The organism is Flavihumibacter solisilvae (assembly GCF_000814475.1).
Classification (GTDB): Bacteria; Bacteroidota; Bacteroidia; order Chitinophagales; family Chitinophagaceae; genus Flavihumibacter; species Flavihumibacter solisilvae.
Genome location: NZ_JSVC01000011.1, coordinates 119,952 through 135,945 on the forward strand (window position 1 = coordinate 119,952; position 15,994 = coordinate 135,945).

17 protein-coding genes are annotated in these 15,994 nt (G+C 47.8%); 5 read left to right on the forward strand and 12 right to left on the reverse strand.

Annotated elements, in window-relative coordinates; genetic code table 11:
- The 3 genes from OI18_RS10845 to OI18_RS10855 form a co-directional block, all read right to left on the reverse strand.
- The gene (locus OI18_RS10845; RefSeq protein ID WP_039139812.1) at positions 1 to 1,128 is read right to left on the reverse strand and encodes an efflux RND transporter periplasmic adaptor subunit; all 1,128 of its coding nucleotides are present in this window, start codon (positions 1,126 to 1,128) and stop codon (positions 1 to 3) included.
- 9 nt (positions 1,129 to 1,137) lie between these two features.
- On the reverse strand, positions 1,138 to 2,451 hold the full coding sequence (locus OI18_RS10850; protein ID WP_039139813.1) for a TolC family protein: 1,314 nt from the start codon (positions 2,449 to 2,451) through the stop codon (positions 1,138 to 1,140).
- A gap of 181 nt (positions 2,452 to 2,632) precedes the next feature.
- Positions 2,633 to 3,499 (reverse strand): AraC family transcriptional regulator, encoded by an 867-nt coding sequence (locus tag OI18_RS10855; RefSeq protein ID WP_039139815.1) that lies wholly within the window; start codon positions 3,497 to 3,499, stop codon positions 2,633 to 2,635.
- Between the two features lie 171 nt (positions 3,500 to 3,670).
- Between OI18_RS10855 and OI18_RS10860 the strand changes: the two genes are divergently transcribed.
- The 5 genes from OI18_RS10860 (at position 3,671) to OI18_RS10880 (ending at position 8,684) form a co-directional block, all read left to right on the forward strand.
- Positions 3,671 to 5,113, forward strand: coding sequence for a glucoamylase family protein (locus OI18_RS10860; RefSeq protein ID WP_039139817.1), 1,443 nt, complete (start codon positions 3,671 to 3,673; stop codon positions 5,111 to 5,113).
- 17 nt (positions 5,114 to 5,130) lie between these two features.
- Entirely contained in the window at positions 5,131 to 6,300 is a 1,170-nt protein-coding gene (locus tag OI18_RS10865; RefSeq protein WP_205410025.1) for a Gfo/Idh/MocA family protein, read from the forward strand.
- A gap of 12 nt (positions 6,301 to 6,312) precedes the next feature.
- Positions 6,313 to 7,140 (forward strand): phytanoyl-CoA dioxygenase family protein, encoded by an 828-nt coding sequence (locus OI18_RS10870; RefSeq protein ID WP_039139818.1) that lies wholly within the window; start codon positions 6,313 to 6,315, stop codon positions 7,138 to 7,140.
- Positions 7,097 to 8,137, forward strand: a complete 1,041-nt coding sequence (locus OI18_RS10875) for a phosphotriesterase family protein (RefSeq protein ID WP_082037926.1) — start codon at positions 7,097 to 7,099, stop codon at positions 8,135 to 8,137. The genes OI18_RS10870 and OI18_RS10875 overlap by 44 nt, the downstream gene beginning before the upstream one ends.
- A 310-nt stretch (positions 8,138 to 8,447) precedes the next feature.
- Complete coding sequence (locus OI18_RS10880; protein ID WP_152616789.1) at positions 8,448 to 8,684, forward strand: hypothetical protein; 237 nt, start codon at positions 8,448 to 8,450, stop codon at positions 8,682 to 8,684.
- Here OI18_RS10880 and OI18_RS10885 read toward each other — a convergent pair whose 3' ends face one another.
- The 9 genes from OI18_RS10885 to OI18_RS10925 are packed head-to-tail and all read right to left on the reverse strand — an operon-like array spanning position 8,685 to position 15,931.
- The gene (locus tag OI18_RS10885; RefSeq protein ID WP_039139821.1) at positions 8,685 to 10,052 is read right to left on the reverse strand and encodes an NAD-dependent succinate-semialdehyde dehydrogenase; all 1,368 of its coding nucleotides are present in this window, start codon (positions 10,050 to 10,052) and stop codon (positions 8,685 to 8,687) included.
- Positions 10,053 to 10,072: 20 nt separating this feature from the next.
- Positions 10,073 to 10,972 (reverse strand): hypothetical protein, encoded by a 900-nt coding sequence (locus OI18_RS10890; protein ID WP_152616790.1) that lies wholly within the window; start codon positions 10,970 to 10,972, stop codon positions 10,073 to 10,075.
- The gene (nrfD, locus tag OI18_RS10895) at positions 10,953 to 12,269 is read right to left on the reverse strand and encodes an NrfD/PsrC family molybdoenzyme membrane anchor subunit (RefSeq protein ID WP_039139824.1); all 1,317 of its coding nucleotides are present in this window, start codon (positions 12,267 to 12,269) and stop codon (positions 10,953 to 10,955) included. The genes OI18_RS10890 and nrfD overlap by 20 nt, the downstream gene beginning before the upstream one ends.
- An 11-nt stretch (positions 12,270 to 12,280) precedes the next feature.
- On the reverse strand, positions 12,281 to 13,189 hold the full coding sequence (locus tag OI18_RS10900) for a 4Fe-4S dicluster domain-containing protein (RefSeq protein ID WP_052273091.1): 909 nt from the start codon (positions 13,187 to 13,189) through the stop codon (positions 12,281 to 12,283).
- Positions 13,190 to 13,213: 24 nt separating this feature from the next.
- Positions 13,214 to 13,432, reverse strand: coding sequence for a hypothetical protein (locus OI18_RS10905; protein WP_039139825.1), 219 nt, complete (start codon positions 13,430 to 13,432; stop codon positions 13,214 to 13,216).
- Positions 13,433 to 13,438: 6 nt separating this feature from the next.
- The gene (locus OI18_RS10910) at positions 13,439 to 13,843 is read right to left on the reverse strand and encodes a c-type cytochrome (RefSeq protein WP_039139827.1); all 405 of its coding nucleotides are present in this window, start codon (positions 13,841 to 13,843) and stop codon (positions 13,439 to 13,441) included.
- Positions 13,844 to 13,876: 33 nt separating this feature from the next.
- Positions 13,877 to 14,806 (reverse strand): DUF5777 family beta-barrel protein, encoded by a 930-nt coding sequence (locus OI18_RS10915; RefSeq protein ID WP_152616791.1) that lies wholly within the window; start codon positions 14,804 to 14,806, stop codon positions 13,877 to 13,879.
- A 19-nt stretch (positions 14,807 to 14,825) separates the two neighbouring features.
- Positions 14,826 to 15,215 carry a hypothetical protein gene (locus tag OI18_RS10920; protein ID WP_039139829.1) on the reverse strand — a complete coding sequence of 130 codons (390 nt, stop codon included), beginning with the start codon at positions 15,213 to 15,215 and terminating at the stop codon, positions 14,826 to 14,828.
- Between the two features lie 41 nt (positions 15,216 to 15,256).
- A complete protein-coding gene (locus OI18_RS10925) occupies positions 15,257 to 15,931 on the reverse strand; it encodes a YceI family protein (protein WP_082037927.1) in 675 nt (224 codons plus the stop codon).
- Positions 15,932 to 15,994: the final 63 nt, after the last annotated feature.

Genomic DNA, 15,994 nt, shown 5'->3' on the forward strand with positions numbered 1-15,994 from the left:
CTATTGTTTTGGCTTATCTGCGGCTGCTGGTGCAGCAGGCGGTACACTTTCAATTACAGCACCCTCCCTCAGGGCCTGCACACCCTGTGTAACAACCGAATCACCAGGGGCCAGCCCTTCGCGTACGATTATGTTCGATCCAATCACTGTTCCCAGTACTACTTTCTTTTGCGTAACCTTACTGCTGTCTGTCTTCACATACACAAAAAATTCTCCCAACTGCTCAGTAATGGATTTGTATGGAATGATAATAGTATTTGCCGGGGCATCAGTTTTTACCCTCACAACTGCATTCATGCCGGCGCGCAGGGTTTTGTCCGGGTTGGGAAATACTATCCTTGCCTTGATGGTTCCGGTCTGCGGATCAACAGCACGGTCCATCAATAAAAGCTTTCCGTGGTGTGGATAGATGTCCGTTCCAAATGCGAGGGAGAAAATGGAGTCCTGCTTTTTTTGCTGCAGGAACTGGCTGAACCGGTAGATCTCCCGCTGGTCAAGATTAATGTCAGCCGCAAGTTCATTGTCTGAAGAAATTGTATTCAGCACTGTTTGACCGGCAACCACTGCCGTACCACTCTTCACAAGTGAAATACCAATAAGTCCGTCGAAGGGAGCTGTTACTTTTGTATAACGGACACTTGTCTGAACAGCACTGATGTTGGCCTTTGCTGCTTCCGATTGTTTCTTTGCCACCTCCAGTGCCGCTTCTGCATTGTCCACGAGCTGTTTTGCGATCGCATCATTCTTTTCCAGTTCATGATATCGGTCTACATCTTTTTGCGCCCTTACAAGGTTGGCCTCCTGCACCTGCAGGTTGGCAACGGCCTGGCCATAATTCGCCTCGTACAACTGGGCATCGATACTGTAGAGCAGCTGGCCCTTCTTAGCCCTTGCTCCATCCGCGATATGGATTCCCGTTATGAAACCACTGACCTGTGCGCGGAGATCAACCTGGTTGAGCGGATTGACCGTTGCCGGAAATTCTTCATAAAATACGGCAGTTCCCTGGCGCACTTCCTGGAGTACAACTTTCACCGGGGGCGGCGCTGCCGGAGGCGGCGGAGTTGAGTTGCCGCATGCAGCAGCGAACGTCAGCAATATGATACCGGTATATTGAGATATGTTCATAGTAAAGTATTAATAAGTGAGCAGTCCAAGTGATCGTTGAACATCCACTTTGCTTGCAAGCAGGTTATACAATGCTGTATAATAATTGATGGATGCTGTCCTGAGGTCTGTTTCGGAATTGATGACTTCCAGGTAGGTTTTAATTCCGTTCTTGTATTGCAGCTGTATCACGTCGTACACTTCTTTAGCCAGTGCCAGGTTTTCCTTCAATGCCACATAATTAGCCAGGCTGCTTTTGTAAACAGCAATCGCCTGCGCATATTCCGAATGGATCACCTGTTTCAGGTTCAGGAGTTCCAGCTTGTTTCTCTCTACCTGGAATTCCGCCGACCGGATATCAGCCCTGCGCTTTCCGCCCTGGAATATCGGGAAGGCCAGGGTGAACAAAGCATAGGAATTGGGATAGTTTACGCTGAAAAGGCTTTTGAATGCCTGGTTCTGGTAATTGAAATTATAAGCGCCTTCAAGCTCAAGAGACGGCAGGAATGCCCACCTGTTATATTTCAGGTTGGCCTCAAGCAGGTGCTGTTGCGTTTGAAGAAGTTTGTATTCTATCCTGCCGGTAAAGTCAACTGCCATAGTGGTGTCAACGACAGCATCCTGTTCCATTTTCAGGCTGTCGTAAGACAGTGATATAGCCTGTTCAACAGGGAAGCCCATCAGCGTTTTAAGGTATTCCAGTTTCGCCTTCAGCAGCTCCTGGTTGGAATGCAGGTCGGCTTTTGCATTGTTCAATGCAATTGTGGCCCGTTTATAATCTGTTTTGTCTGCAACACCGGCTTTATACTGGTTATAAGCATCCCTGAGGCTCCTGTCGATACGTACAATATTCTCTGATGCAACTTTCACCTGCTGCATGGAACTCAGCACATCATAATAAGCTTTGGATACTGACGCCACCGTTTCAATCTTTTCGCTGCCAGTATTCTGCTCCGCCTGCAGGCGCACTTCCCTTTTCGTGCTGCTTGCCAGCAATACATCGCGGTTGAAAATCGTCTGGCTGAACATAAAGCGCGCTGCTGATACATTCTTCACGCCCAGCTCAATCACACGACCGTCAATGACAGCCGTCTGAATCTTAAAGTTGCGTTGATATGTATAAGCGAAATTCACCTGGGGAAACCAATCAGCCAGTTTACTGCGTATAGTCTGGTCCGTTATCTCCTCATCAACCATTGCCTGCCTTATGGTCGGCTGATGTTCGAGTGAGTATGCAACAGCTTGCTGAAGGGTCATTACGGGTAAGGTGGTGTCCGTTCGCGGTTGTGCCACCACGGTAGATCGCATGACCAAAAACATCAACAGCATGAAAAAGTATCTCATGTTGAAGTACAGGTTATTGTGGGTGTATAGTGAACCAGTATAAGGCTAAGGGCAAAGCAATCGTGGCAGGTACGAGGGTACAGTTGAATACAAAAATAAACGATAAGAATACACAAAACTCATTGATTCATAATGAGTCACTACATCTACCGCAAATAACCGGGTATGTACCTTCGTATTTTCACTCCCGGCAGAACAGCTTCCTGTACCGGAGTGGATTTAACTGGTATTGCTGAAGGAACTGCCGGTTGAAGTTTGAGATGTTATTATAGCCGCACTCATAACAAACCTCGGTAACCGTCATCTCGTTTTCAATCAGCAATTTGGCAGCCTTCTGCAATCGGAGTTCCTGGACAAAAGAAGAAAAAGTTTTCCGCGTGCGTTGAGAGAAAAAACGGGAGAATGCATTATCGTTCATCTGTGCCACACGGGCCGCATCAGACAGTGAAATATTATTTTCGAAATTGTTGGTGATCCAGTCAAGTACGTTGCAAAGGCGCCTTGATTCTTTTTCATTGAACCCGATCACGGATGCGTTGGTAATTGCTTCACATTCCTTCGATTCAGCGATCCCGGTCAGGATATCAACCAGGCAGAGCCAGCGTCGCATTCCTTTGAGCTCGACAATTTCGTGGAGTTTTGTGGCTATCCTGTCGCGTGTTTTACCTAAGATCTCAATGCCATTAAGACTCTGGTCAAACAACCGGGTGATGATGCGGGATTCGGGAAGGGCAAGAAAATCGGTTCCGAGCGATGCTTCTGTAAAATGAATAACAATGGATTTTGCCCGGAGCCCTGAGCCATCTTCGTAATACCTGTCATCGTTCTTGTAGGTGTGTGGAATATTCGGGCCAATAAACGCAAGGTTACCTGGTTCAAAGTCGCTTACTGCGTCGCCAATAAACCGTTTCCCGGTACTCTCGGTCACCATTACTATTTCATATTCGGGATGATAATGCCAGGGCGTGGGATAATAGTTATAGTCAAAATACTTTACCACAAAGGAATGATCACTCTCACGGGGCAGGTACTCAAGCGCAGGCTTCATTCTAATCTGATTGTTTTATGATGAAAAATTAGCCATTTTTTGACCGATTTTGCAAGAAAAGTATATGTTTCACATAAAATAATGGTGGTTTACCTTTTCCCGGCTTTTTAGATTTGACAACCTGATCCGTGCAGTGCCAGCTGGCGGACCGGTCAAACTAAATGCTGCTATATGAAAAAACGATTGCTTGGCACATTGCCTCGAACGGTTTTGCTGGCGTTGGTCAGTGTCCTATGTAGTTCAGCCTTATTCAGTCAAACTAAAACAAATAGCCGGACGGCACCCGACTCCATTGTGCCGGTGGGTGTTGTCAAGGGCCTCAGCGATGATGCATTGCTGGAAACGGTACAAAGGCAAACCTTCCGTTTCTTCTGGCATGGCGCTCATCCTGTAAGCGGTCTGGCACTGGAAAGAAGCAATACTGTAAAGGCAGAACATTACTGGGACTATATCAACGAAGCCTGGGGTGAACCCAACTTCAGCAAAACAGAGTTTGGACCAGATGCCGGTGCGATCGGCGGAACAGGTTTCGGAATAATGGCCACGATCGTGGCAGTCGAAAGAGGCTGGATCGGCCGGGACACAGCAGTGCGCAGGCTGATAAAGATCGCTGACTTCCTGATCAACGCCGATTGCTATCATGGCATTTACCCGCACTTCATGGACGGGCGCACGGGGAAAACAATCAGGTTTGACCGGCTCGACGACGGGGCGGACATCGTAGAAACCTCGTACCTGATCATGGGATTCCTGTGTGCAAGGGAATATTTCAAAGGCAACGATCCCCGTGAAGTTTACTTACGTAAACGTGTTGACCAGATCTGGGGCGCAGCGAACTGGAACTGGCATACCAACAACAGCAATAAGTTGTTCTGGCACTGGAGCCCGAATAATGACTTTGACATGAATTTCCCCGTATGGGGCTGGAACGAATGCCTGATAACCTATATCATGGCGGCTGCCTCTCCCCGGCATCCCATTTCGAAAGACGTATACAATGGAAGCTGGGTTGGAAGCGGAGGCTTCCGCAACGGCAAAACCTTTTACGGAATTAAGCTGCCTTTAGGGAACTTTACAGCTGGTGGCCCTTTGTTTTTTGAACAGTATACTTTCCAGGGCATTGACCCGAACGGCCTGAAGGACACACTGGGAATTGACTACCTCGAACAAGCACGCAATCACACGCTGATAAACCGTGCATACTGTATGGAAAATCCTAAAAAGTTTAAGGGCTACAGTGAAAAATGCTGGGGACTAACGGCTGGCGACAGTTATAAAGGCTATGTAGCGCATTCGCCTGACGAAGACTTCGGCGTGATACAGCCGACAGCTGCGATCTCATCAATGCCGTACACACCAAAGGAAAGCATGCAGGCATTGCGGTACTTCTATGAAGAAATGGGTGACAGGATCTGGAGTATATATGGGTTCGTCGATGGCTTCAGCATCCACCACAACTGGTATGCAAAGTCGCACCTGGCGATCGACCAGGGCCCGATCATCGTAATGATTGAAAACTATCGCACCGGCCTGCTCTGGAAGCTTTTTATGGGAATCCCTGACATCCAGAACGGCCTGAAAAAACTCGGCTTCTCAAGCCCGAGAATTAAATGACCTTGAAAAACAACAACATGAACAAAACAATTTCACGACAGAAATTTCTCCAGTACACAGCAGCTGCAGGGGCAGCGGTGCTGCTTTCTTCACTCGAAAGCTTTGCTTTGACAACACCACAGAAAAAGTTGCGGGTGGCAATCATCGGATGTGGCAGTGTAAGCAACCGGTATATTCCGCACCTGCAAACATCCAGCATGATCGAAATCGTAAGCCTTTGCGATATCAAGCCCGAAAGAGCAGTAAACCAGAACAAGAAGTATAACGTAAACGCGCAAACGTACCCGAACATTGATAAAATGCTGGCAGGTGTACCATTCGACATGATGGTGACCCTTACAGACATGCAGGTGCATGGAGACCTGAACAAAAAGGCTTTGCAGGCGGGCAAGCATGTGTGGAGTGAAAAGCCTATGGCAAACACCTATGCAGAAGGAAAGGCATTGCTCGACATGGCAACAAAAAAAGGCCTCCGCATCTGGGGAGCACCTGCAGTGGTTAACAGTCCGCAGTTCGTGTTCATGAGCAAATCCATCCAGGAAGGCAAGCTGGGAAAGGTAGCAAGTGCGCACGGGCAATACGGCCATACCGGTCCAACCTGGTCATCGTTCTTCTATGAAGAGCTGGGTGGAAGTATGCCCGACCTCGGGGTGTATAATATGGCTACACTGACGGGTCTGCTCGGTCCTGCCAGAAGTGTTATGGCTATGCTCAGCATTGTGAAGCCCGAAAGAAAGATCGATGAAAAAGGAATTATAAAAGTGAAGGCAGAAGACAATGCACATATCCTTCTGGAGCACGACAACGGGATTATTTCCCACGTCATGTGCGGATTCAACTTTTTTGACCCCTACGGACACGAGGCGGGTACCACCGACCAGCATTCCATCCAGATCTTTGGGGATTCAGGAAATATGCGGCTGATCGGCTACGACTGGGAGACCAACGGGGTAATAATGGTAAATGCCGAAAACGAAAAGCCAACCCTGTACAACAAGGATTCAGAAGGATATGTATGGCAGGAAGGTGCAACAAAAGTGGGGGAAGCGATGTTGAAAGGAACTGAACCGCGCATCAACGTGGAGCATGCCCTTCACGTACTTGAAATAATCGAAGCAGCGAGAAAATCTTCTGCTTCCGGCACCAAAATCAAACTGCAGAGCAAATTCAAGTGGCCGATGATTTAAAAAACAATCACCATGACAAACTTTCAATTTACAGAAGAGCAGGTCCGTGATTACAATAATGATGGCTATGTCATTGTAAAAAATTTCCTTTTAGGGGACGAGGTAAAAAAACTGCAGGAGATAGCGTTCGATGACGGTATAATGCGCCGGCATGCCTTTGACCTTAACGACCAGTCCGGGAAAAAGACAAAACTGACGCTCTGGTATACACCTGGGAATGATACTTATGGGCTGCTCAGCAAAAGCAGGCGGATGGTCGAATCAGCTGACAGGCTTATGGATGGTGACAGCAGGGTCTGTCACTTCCATAGCAAGCTGATGCAAAAGGAGCCCAAGGTCGGCGGGGCATGGGAATGGCACCAGGATTATGGGTACTGGTATAAGAACGAGTTTTTGTTTCCGGACCAGATGATCTCTATCATGATTGCAATAACTGATGCCAATAAGGCAAATGGCTGCCTGCAGGTAATTAAAGGAACCCATAAAATGGGCAGGATTGAACATGGCTTCAGTGGCGAACAGGTCGGTGCTTCACAACACTATGTCGAGCTGGCTTTAAAAACAAAAGAACTCGTATACGTTGAAATCAATGCCGGTGACGCACTCTTCTTCCATCCCAACCTGCTTCACCGGTCGGAAGCCAACCTGTCTGACAAGCCGCGCTGGTCACTTATTTCGGTGTATAACAGGAGTGAAAATGTTCCCTATAATGAACCATCCCAATCGAGTACTGTTCCACTGGATGTGGTACCTGACGAAGCCCTGCTGCAATGGGAGACAGAAAAAATAAGTGACAATGCAAATTTTCTCGATAAGGAAAAGGACGAGGCACTTAAATAAACTGGTACATATCATTCTGCTGTTTCTACTGCATGATGCAACCGCGCAAAGCGGTTACATCATGACAGTGAACGGCAAACTGGAACCCTCAGACTCCCTGCTGGTGTTACCGCATGAGCACGTGGTAACGAATTTTGCCGGTGCAGACAAAATCGTTCGGATTCCCTATATCCCTGACCCGGCACTCAACGTAGTGTTACCTCACCTCATGAAGCTGAAACAATCCGGGATAAACCTGCTGGTTGAATGTACTCCGGAATTCATCGGGCGCGACGTAACACTGCTAAAGAAGCTGTCGCTCGAAAGCGGTGTTTCCATTGTCACCAACACCGGCTTTTATGCAGCTGCAGAAAAAAAATATTTACCCGCTTATATCCCTTCCCTGTCTGCCGAATCCATCGCCTATGCCTGGCAGAATGAATTTGACAACGGCATTGGAGGCACCGACATTCGCCCGGGGTTTATCAAACTAGGGGTGGACAAAGGACCGCTTGATTCAACAGAACTGAAGTTGCTGAAAGCAGCGATTATCGTAAGCCGGAAAACAGGACTTCCGATTGCTGTCCATTCAGGTGATGGCGTTGCAGCTGCCGATGAATTAAGATACTGTATTAGTGAGGGACTGGCAGCCGACAAACTGATCTGGGTGCATGCCCAAAACGGCACAGATGAAGAACGGAAAAAATTGGCCGAAGCCGGAGTTTGGATAAGCCTGGATGGTGTAAACGAAAACAACGTTGCGGAATACACGAAATATGTCCTGTACCTGAAAGAAAACAGTTTATTATCACGGTTGCTGCTTTCGCATGATGATGGCTGGAGCGTTGATTCCAACGGCAGTTATGACAAGCTCTCCCTATTTAAAAATGGCAACTCCCAGCCCTATCAGGCTATAGGCGAAAAGTTGGTTCCGATGCTTTTTACTATGGGATTCACTGCGGACGAATTGCACCAGGTACGTTCGGTTAATCCCCAAAAGGCTTTCGCGATCAGGTAAAGAGACTGATTTTTTCAGTATAAGTTGCTTTAACCATGTGTCATCCATGTATCAACCATGTGTCAAATACGCTGTTTTAGCGGGGATGGTACATGGTTAATACATGGTTAATACATGGATTAGCCTATAAGCAATTGCAAATCAACATATTGTATAAGTGCGCTTTTTACACTTAATGGACGTTCGTTACCCGGCCTCCTGATTTTCAATCATATTAGCAGTCCGCGACTCACCCCCCCACTTGCTGGCGCATGGAATAACTATTGCAGTTTCCGATGCAGGCAATACATTAAACTTAAAAGTTCCTGCCATGAAAAAACTCTATGCAATCCAGCCTGATCCTCCCGGCACATCGGGCGGAGACAGCCAAAAGCATCCAAATGAAAGCGATTCCACCAAGCCTGATTATGGCCAGCAACAGGCCGTTGACAAGGCACCCGGTGAAGAAAGGGGGCAAAAAGAGAAAGTGACACCCGACAACCTGAAAGGAAAGAAAGTGGATGCCGACCCGGACATTGAAGCAGACAAGCCACTAAACAATCCCTGATCACCGGATAAATACCGTCTTGATATTGACGAACTCGCGGATCCCGAAATCGCCCAGTTCGCGACCGTATCCCGATTGCCGGATACCGCCAAAGGGAAGGCGGGAATCAGACTGTACCCGTTCATTCACAAAGCAGGATCCAGCCTGCAGGCGGGTAGCGGCAATTTCTTCGCCTTTCCCGGGATCCGAAGTGAACACAGCTGCACCTAACCCGAACATACTGTCATTCGCGATCCTGATGGCATCATTTTCGTCTTTTGCTGAAATGATCGCAGCAACAGGTCCGAACAGCTCTTCGTCATAAGCAGGCATCCCCGGGGTCACGTTTGTAAGAACTGTGGGCGGATAGAATGCATGATTTCCCGGCGGGATCTCCCCGCCAAGTTTGCATTTGGCGCCTTTGGCTATGGAATCCTGTACCTGGGAATGAAGTTCATCGCGAAGGTCGGCACGGGCCTGCGGGCCAATATCAGTAGCCGGATCCAGCGGGTCGCCCATTTTTTTTGCCTTCATCTTGTCCACAAACAGGTTTGTGAACTTTTCGATTACCGGTTCCACGACAATAAATCTCTTGGCCGCAATACAGCTCTGTCCGTTGTTGATGAGGCGACTGCTGACACAGGTCTCCGCAGCACGTTCAAGGTCTGCATCTTCAAGCACGATATAGGCGTCGCTGCCTCCAAGCTCAAGTACCGACTTTTTGACCAGCGAACCCGCCTTCCGGGCAACCTGTTTCCCGGCCGCAGTGCTACCGGTCAGGGTCACAGCCTGGATAAACGGGTGTTCCATAATTTTCTCAACCATGGCACTTCCCACCAGCAAAGTTTGGAAAACATGATCCGGAAATCCCGATTGCTTTACTACCTCTTCAATAGCCACAGCACATCCCGGGACATTTGAAGCATGCTTCAGCACGCCGCAATTTCCTGCTGCGAGGGCTGGCGCAAGGAAACGAAATACCTGCCAGAAGGGAAAGTTCCAGGGCATGATTGCCAGCACCACCCCGATCGGCTGGAAACTGACATAACTCTTTGATGCTTCAGTTTGAATCAGCTGGTCGCGTAAATGCTCTTTCGCATGCCGGGCATAGTATGTACAACATGTGGCACACTTCTCTATTTCGGCTACACCTTCCCTGAAGGGCTTTCCCATTTCGGTAGCCATCAGCAGTCCGAATTCCTCCTTACGCGACAACAGCAGGTCCGCCATCTTGTTTAGTAAAACAGCCCTCTCTTCGAAAGATGTATTTTTCCATTCCAGCCATGCCTGGTGCGACTGGTCTATCTTACTATTCACTTCTGCAATTGGATGCGAGGGATATTCGTGGAGTTTCTGCCCGGTAGCCGGGTTGACAGATGTGAGTTTCATAACCAAATATCCTCAAAAAATCAGGCCTGGCTACGAAGTTTGATGATCTTATACAGGTTTATAAACAGGTAGATAACCGTAGACCAGACGCCGATGATGCATCCATAGGCAATCAACATCAGCCAGATCGGTGCCTTTCTGCCGGTAGCCCATAATGACCGCTTATTGAAATCGCTTTTGTACACAACCGGTTCCCCCCAGGGCACTAACAACGAAGTTTCCAGGGTGCCCACCTCGTCATTCTCTTCAACGCGGGCCACCACCTCAATCTTACCGGTTGAATCACCAGGAAGATGCTGCAAGGCAAATTCGCCCGTTACCGACCCGGTTGAATCAGTGGTATAAGTTTCATCTCCTGCCACGGGCAGATATCCGCCCAATCTTTTGACTGCCAGCCGGACGTCAACCTCTGGCATTGGCACCCAGCTTTCACCTTCCTTCTTCACCAGCTTTGCTTTAAGGGAACGGCCATCACTGCCTGCTGCCGTATCCAGTTCCAGCCGGGCCATTATAATCGTAACAGAAGCCTGCATGGCATCAAAATTCTTTACTGCTTTCGCCTGCGCGTAAAAGGTATGATCGCTGGCATGATCCCAGGCTTTTGCCAGTGAGCCCGGCATCCAGATCGTGGCTTCGCCAAGATTATTGGTAGTCACCTTGCCAATCAATGCTTCAGCAGCTGAATCCTTATCGAGAAAAAGCTCAACAGGAACGTTTCCGGCCGGCAGAAAAGCTTTTCCTTCCTTCGTTTTCGTTTGCACCTGCAAGTAAGGAATGCGATTATTCTTAAGCTGGTATTTCAGGTAAAGGAGAGACTCCCGGGCGGCTGGTGCAGACGAATCCTGTGCACATAACATTACCGGCATGCATAATGCAATGACGGCTATCAGCTTGCTAATGTCAATTTTCCTGGTGTGCATCATTCTCAGTTATGGATTCATGCATTGGAACAATGGGAAATACCCGCGCCAGCAATGTAATGATCAGCAATACCCCCGCGAGAGAGCCCATCGCTATTGCCCATTCTTCCCAGCTGGGGAAATAATTGAGGTAAGATTCAGGCACATCAGCCATAGGAAGAAAAGGGTGTAATAAAGTTGGCGTCACAATGAGGTACCGCTTGAACCAGGCCCCCACCACCACCATCACTCCTGCCCAGAATGCCGGGTATGGCCGGCGTCCTTTTTTAAACATTAAGATGAACATCGGGATGATCATTCCCACAATTATGGCGAACCAGAAGCCAAGGGAAAACTTCCCGGAGAACAATTCTTCGAGATGGTGCTCTTCGGGCTTTTTCATTTTAAAGGCGGGTACCAGGTATTCATTCACATTGAAGTAGAGGTATAGCAATGCCAGCATCACCACCACCCTGCCCATATTATCAAAGTGACGATACGTGATATAATTCTGGAGGCCGTAAAACTTCCGAAACAGGTACATGGCAACGAGTACAGCACCTCCACCTACGAGGAATGCGCCCGAGATAAAATATGCCCCGAAGTTTGTGCTGTCCCACCCCGGCCTGTAGGTCGTTGCAAAGAGCCATGAAGTAACGGTATGAATGGTGAATGCAACCGGGATGATAAGAATGCAAAGCAAGATGATCGACCTGTTATTGATGGCTTCCTGTTCACGGGTGCCTTTCCAGAAAGCGCCCAGGAACCGGTAGATCCGGTTCAGAAAACCGGTGTTACGATTTGGATGGCTATTCAGGATTTGCAGGTCAGGCAATAAGGGAAGATAAAGCAGGAGGAGGCTTATGACAAAGTATGTGGAAATGACAACAACATCCCAGGTTATGGGAGACTGGATGCGCGTGTGGGTAAAGATATAGACGAGCCGCTCCGGCCGCCCCATGTCTACTATAATGATCAGGGAGGCAAAAACGATGGCTGATACTGCAATCATTTCCGCGATCCGTGTCAATGGTGTGCTCCACTTTGCGTTGGCAAGTCTAAGTATCGCAGTTATCAAAGATCCAACGAGACTGATGGCAACAAAGAAAACAAAGTTGGAAATATAAATGCCCCATGACACATAATCACGAAGGGAGGTAACAACCAGGCCATAGCGGAGTTGCCTGTAGTAGGCATATGCTCCTATAAGGCAAACAATCACCAGGAACAAGGTCCACACCCTACCGATGCGACCGAACTTTTTCGGATACAGGTCACTGATAATTTTTTCGGTTGATAACGGTGAATGCTCTTTCACGGCTCCTTGCTTTAGTGAGGTGTTGTAGTTTCCTGTGTGGACGGGAGCCCCGATTCAAAAGGAAAGTTGCGATCAACCGGAGGCAAATAATACACGCTTGGTTTCGTACCCAGGTCTTCCATCAGCCGGTAGCCTGCTTTGTCACGGATCAATTCACTGAAACGGAAGGTTTCGGTACCATTGGTAACAGAATCTTCGATTATATCGCCAAAAAAGAATACCCCATTCGGGCAGGCCGTTACGCAGTGTGGCAATTCATCTTTCCTGACTTTATCGGGACAGAAATCGCATTTCCCTACAGTTCCCTTTTTTTGCGGAATACTCGACTCGCAGGAATAATGCTGGCTTGCCAGGGGCTCGGGCACTCCGGGATCTTCCCAGTTAAACACGCGGGTGGTATAAGGACAGGCTGCCATGCAAAACCGGCAACCAATACAACGGTCACTGTCGATGGCAACTATTCCATCCTCACGTTTGAACGTAGCATCAACCGGGCATACTTTAACGCAGGGTGGAGAATCGCAGTGCATGCAGGTGGTAGGTTGCCAGTAAGGTGCCGTGTGATCGCCATCCTGCATCTGGTAGATCTTGATCCAGTTATGATCGGGGTGAAGGGCATGCGCATGGTTACAGGACTCCCTGCACTTGCCTACATTCTTACACCGCGCAAGGTCAATAACCATCACAAATTTTTTGCCCTTGATTCCCACCCGCTCTTCGGCATTGCTTAGCGGAGGTAAATCCGGAACAGGTTTGAGAAATGCACGGTCGACCTCAATTTCTTCGCCGTCTACCGAGAGCAGTTTTACTTTCTCACCAGATGGCTGGATGGAATTTTCCCCCGAAGAACACCCGGGGTTCAACATTGCCATCAACCCACCGGCGATAAACGCTCTCCGGCTGGATAAATTATCTTCCATGATTTTCAGTTTATGATGGAGTTATCAGTTTCGCTGAACCCAATTTTTGATTTCCTCTTTTTCCACGGATCTCTTCTTCCGGCTGATGTACTTTGAATCCACTTCTACGAGTTTGCCGTCGTGGGAAAGAAACTTCATCGTCGTTACCTCCTCCTTTTTCCCGGAAGAAAAAATCCTGCGAAACATAAGACCTGAAAACACTGCAGTGAACCAGTATAACAAGGTTCTCCGGTTATTCTTCATACATATTTATTTCAGTGTCCTGATATAATTCACTACGCTCCAGATATCATTTTCATCCGGAATTTTCTTCTTGAAGTTTGGCATATCACCTTTTCCTTCTGAAGTTTTATAGAAGAGTGCACCATCGGACTGGCCTTGTGTTTCCGGCTTCGTAAAATCTCCCGGATGCGTTTTCAGGTTTGCCGACTTGGTACCATCGCCCTTACCGGTTTTACCATGACAAGACTGGCAATGCTTTGCCCAAAGTGACTTACCAGTTGCAATAGACTCTGCTGAAGAAGCCACAGGGTTGGCCATCTTCTGGTATTTATCGGGCACTGTCCAGCCGTCCTGGAAACCCATAACAGCAAATGCGGAAAACATTATTGCTCCCGCCACCAAACAATAAACAATAGGAAGTTTAGCTCTCATAACATATTTTTTTAAGTGTATTGATTATAAACTTTAGTAATTCCAAAGCCTCGTTATATTAAATCCGATCAGGAATTCACCTTTTGTGAAATCGTTCGTGTTATACATGTTGTTCTGTTGCGGCGATAAATAATAATAATTGCCGGCGAAAAACTGGAACGCATGCGCACTGGTACTGATCTCAAGCCCCAATGAAATGTTCGGGTGTGGGTTCCCTGCCTTGTGCTTGGTAATCGGCTGGTCATAATTTGCAATGATTGCCATGGATTCTTTCAGCTTATACCGGCCGGATACCGCAACAGCGAAATGGTTATGATTTCTTTCTTCACTTACTTTTCCGGGTTCACTGTAATAGCCATTCACCACATTGGTGTGTGAAAGGCTGGGTGCTACCTGTGCTGAAAACTTCGGGGTAATTTTCCGGGCAATGATGATCTGGTTAAAGTAGGTCAGCCGGTCTGAAAAGTTCTGGAAATTATCGCTGGACCTTGAATCAATGGCAGCGTTCCCATAGTATGTAATGCTTACAGGCCAGCGACCCGAGGACATCTGCTCAATTATCGCATACTTCACATTCGCATCCCACATCATTTTATATTTGGTAATACCGACACCCACGTTCAATTTATTTATCGGTGCATAGCTTGCTCCAATCCGGATATTGGATGATGCGAACAGTCCGAAAAAATCTTCGTACCCATTCTCCCATACGCCGAAGCGGTGCAGGATATCCATTTCGAAAGTGCCTTTAACCGGCACCATAACGGTCTGGTTATCGATAATCCAGATGCTTTCAAAAGTATTTTTGACAACGGTAGGTTTCGGCTTTTGCGCGACTGCAGTCGCCGCCTGTGCTGTATCCTGTGCATAAACTGCCGCTGTGCCAAATCCCATTGCCCATAACACCAATATCCAAACGAGGCATGGCCCTCTTACTATTTTCCAGGTAATTAAAGTTTTCATGCGCATTGTTTTGGCGTATTTAATTGTTGGGCGCACCATTCCGGATCCAGTCCAGGATAAGTTGCGCATCAGATGGCTTCAATGCACCGGTGGGTGGCATTGATCCTGATTGTACAACAGTATAGATCGTGCTGGAATTCGGCACTGCAGTATTCACATAGCCTCCAGACATGAGGGATGTGTAAGCCTTTTCAGGAACAAGTGAAGGCGCATGTGCAGGCACTTCATCATGACAACCGGTTCCATTGCAATGTGTGTTAAACAATGGAATCAGGTCACCACTGAAGCTGACAAACTGCGGTGGACCGTTCGGGTCGGAACCCGGACTGAGAACATCATTGTAACACCCTGGGGACAGCAGCATACACATAACAATCCCGGTCAGGACAAAACATAGTTTACCTTTCATAACAGAGGCATTGAAGAGTAAAAAAGATCTCCAGGACTGGCTTACTGTGCCACCCTGAAATTGGCGTTACACTTTACATCCACGTTATCGCCTATGTTGGTCGACGCTATTAAGAAATCTGTTTTGGCCAGGAACTGGAACTGCAGGCTGAACCCATGTACCACATTGGTTCCGGAAGTTACTTTACCATCATAGTCCATTTTGCAGGTCACCTCCTTGGTGACCCCATTGAAAATGAGATCAGCCTTTACATTGTAGCCCTTATCAGTAGTACTTAATTCAACCGATTTACTCCGGATAATAGCGAGGTTCTCATCTTCGTCAGTTAAAGTAGCATCGGTCCCGAAGGTTTGCAGGAGACATCCATCATCCCGCCCCGGCTCACTGGTATTAACTGTATTCAGCCAAACCCAGGCTTCGAAGCGAATGCCCGCAGCGTTGGATTCATCGAAGTCAAAAATATTGAAGCCGAAATTATCGAACCGGCCTGTTAACAGTGCGGTTGACCCGAGATACTGGGTCGACCACTGTACATTGGAATGTGCCTTATCAAAAGTGGTGTTCGTGTTGGCCAGTGTCACTTTTTCTTCGCCGCGTGTTATATCTGGTCCCTTACTGGACAAAACTTCATCATCATGCGTACATCCTACGACATAGCCAATAAGGCATACTGCAACAATTATTACGCCCATTATTCGCTCGCTGTAATGTTTCATAAGCGCTCAATTAAAATGTTCTGGTGTATTTCAGGCAAATAGTTTCCAGTACGGATATCGTGC

Excerpts from the sequence above, each read along its gene's own strand:
- OI18_RS10845 (WP_039139812.1), bottom strand. The coding sequence starts at position 1,128 with ATGAACATATCTCAATATACCGGTATCATATTGCTGACGTTCGCTGCT.
- OI18_RS10850 (WP_039139813.1), bottom strand. The coding sequence starts at position 2,451 with ATGAGATACTTTTTCATGCTGTTGATGTTTTTGGTCATGCGATCTACC.
- OI18_RS10855 (WP_039139815.1), bottom strand. The coding sequence starts at position 3,499 with ATGAAGCCTGCGCTTGAGTACCTGCCCCGTGAGAGTGATCATTCCTTT.
- OI18_RS10860 (WP_039139817.1), top strand. The coding sequence starts at position 3,671 with ATGAAAAAACGATTGCTTGGCACATTGCCTCGAACGGTTTTGCTGGCG.
- OI18_RS10865 (WP_205410025.1), top strand. The coding sequence starts at position 5,131 with ATGAACAAAACAATTTCACGACAGAAATTTCTCCAGTACACAGCAGCT.
- OI18_RS10870 (WP_039139818.1), top strand. The coding sequence starts at position 6,313 with ATGACAAACTTTCAATTTACAGAAGAGCAGGTCCGTGATTACAATAAT.
- OI18_RS10875 (WP_082037926.1), top strand. The coding sequence starts at position 7,097 with ATGCAAATTTTCTCGATAAGGAAAAGGACGAGGCACTTAAATAAACTG.
- OI18_RS10880 (WP_152616789.1), top strand. The coding sequence starts at position 8,448 with ATGAAAAAACTCTATGCAATCCAGCCTGATCCTCCCGGCACATCGGGC.
- OI18_RS10885 (WP_039139821.1), bottom strand. The coding sequence starts at position 10,052 with ATGAAACTCACATCTGTCAACCCGGCTACCGGGCAGAAACTCCACGAA.
- OI18_RS10890 (WP_152616790.1), bottom strand. The coding sequence starts at position 10,972 with ATGCACACCAGGAAAATTGACATTAGCAAGCTGATAGCCGTCATTGCA.
- OI18_RS10900 (WP_052273091.1), bottom strand. The coding sequence starts at position 13,189 with ATGGAAGATAATTTATCCAGCCGGAGAGCGTTTATCGCCGGTGGGTTG.
- OI18_RS10905 (WP_039139825.1), bottom strand. The coding sequence starts at position 13,432 with ATGAAGAATAACCGGAGAACCTTGTTATACTGGTTCACTGCAGTGTTT.
- OI18_RS10910 (WP_039139827.1), bottom strand. The coding sequence starts at position 13,843 with ATGAGAGCTAAACTTCCTATTGTTTATTGTTTGGTGGCGGGAGCAATA.
- OI18_RS10915 (WP_152616791.1), bottom strand. The coding sequence starts at position 14,806 with ATGAAAACTTTAATTACCTGGAAAATAGTAAGAGGGCCATGCCTCGTT.
- OI18_RS10920 (WP_039139829.1), bottom strand. The coding sequence starts at position 15,215 with ATGAAAGGTAAACTATGTTTTGTCCTGACCGGGATTGTTATGTGTATG.
- OI18_RS10925 (WP_082037927.1), bottom strand. The coding sequence starts at position 15,931 with ATGAAACATTACAGCGAGCGAATAATGGGCGTAATAATTGTTGCAGTA.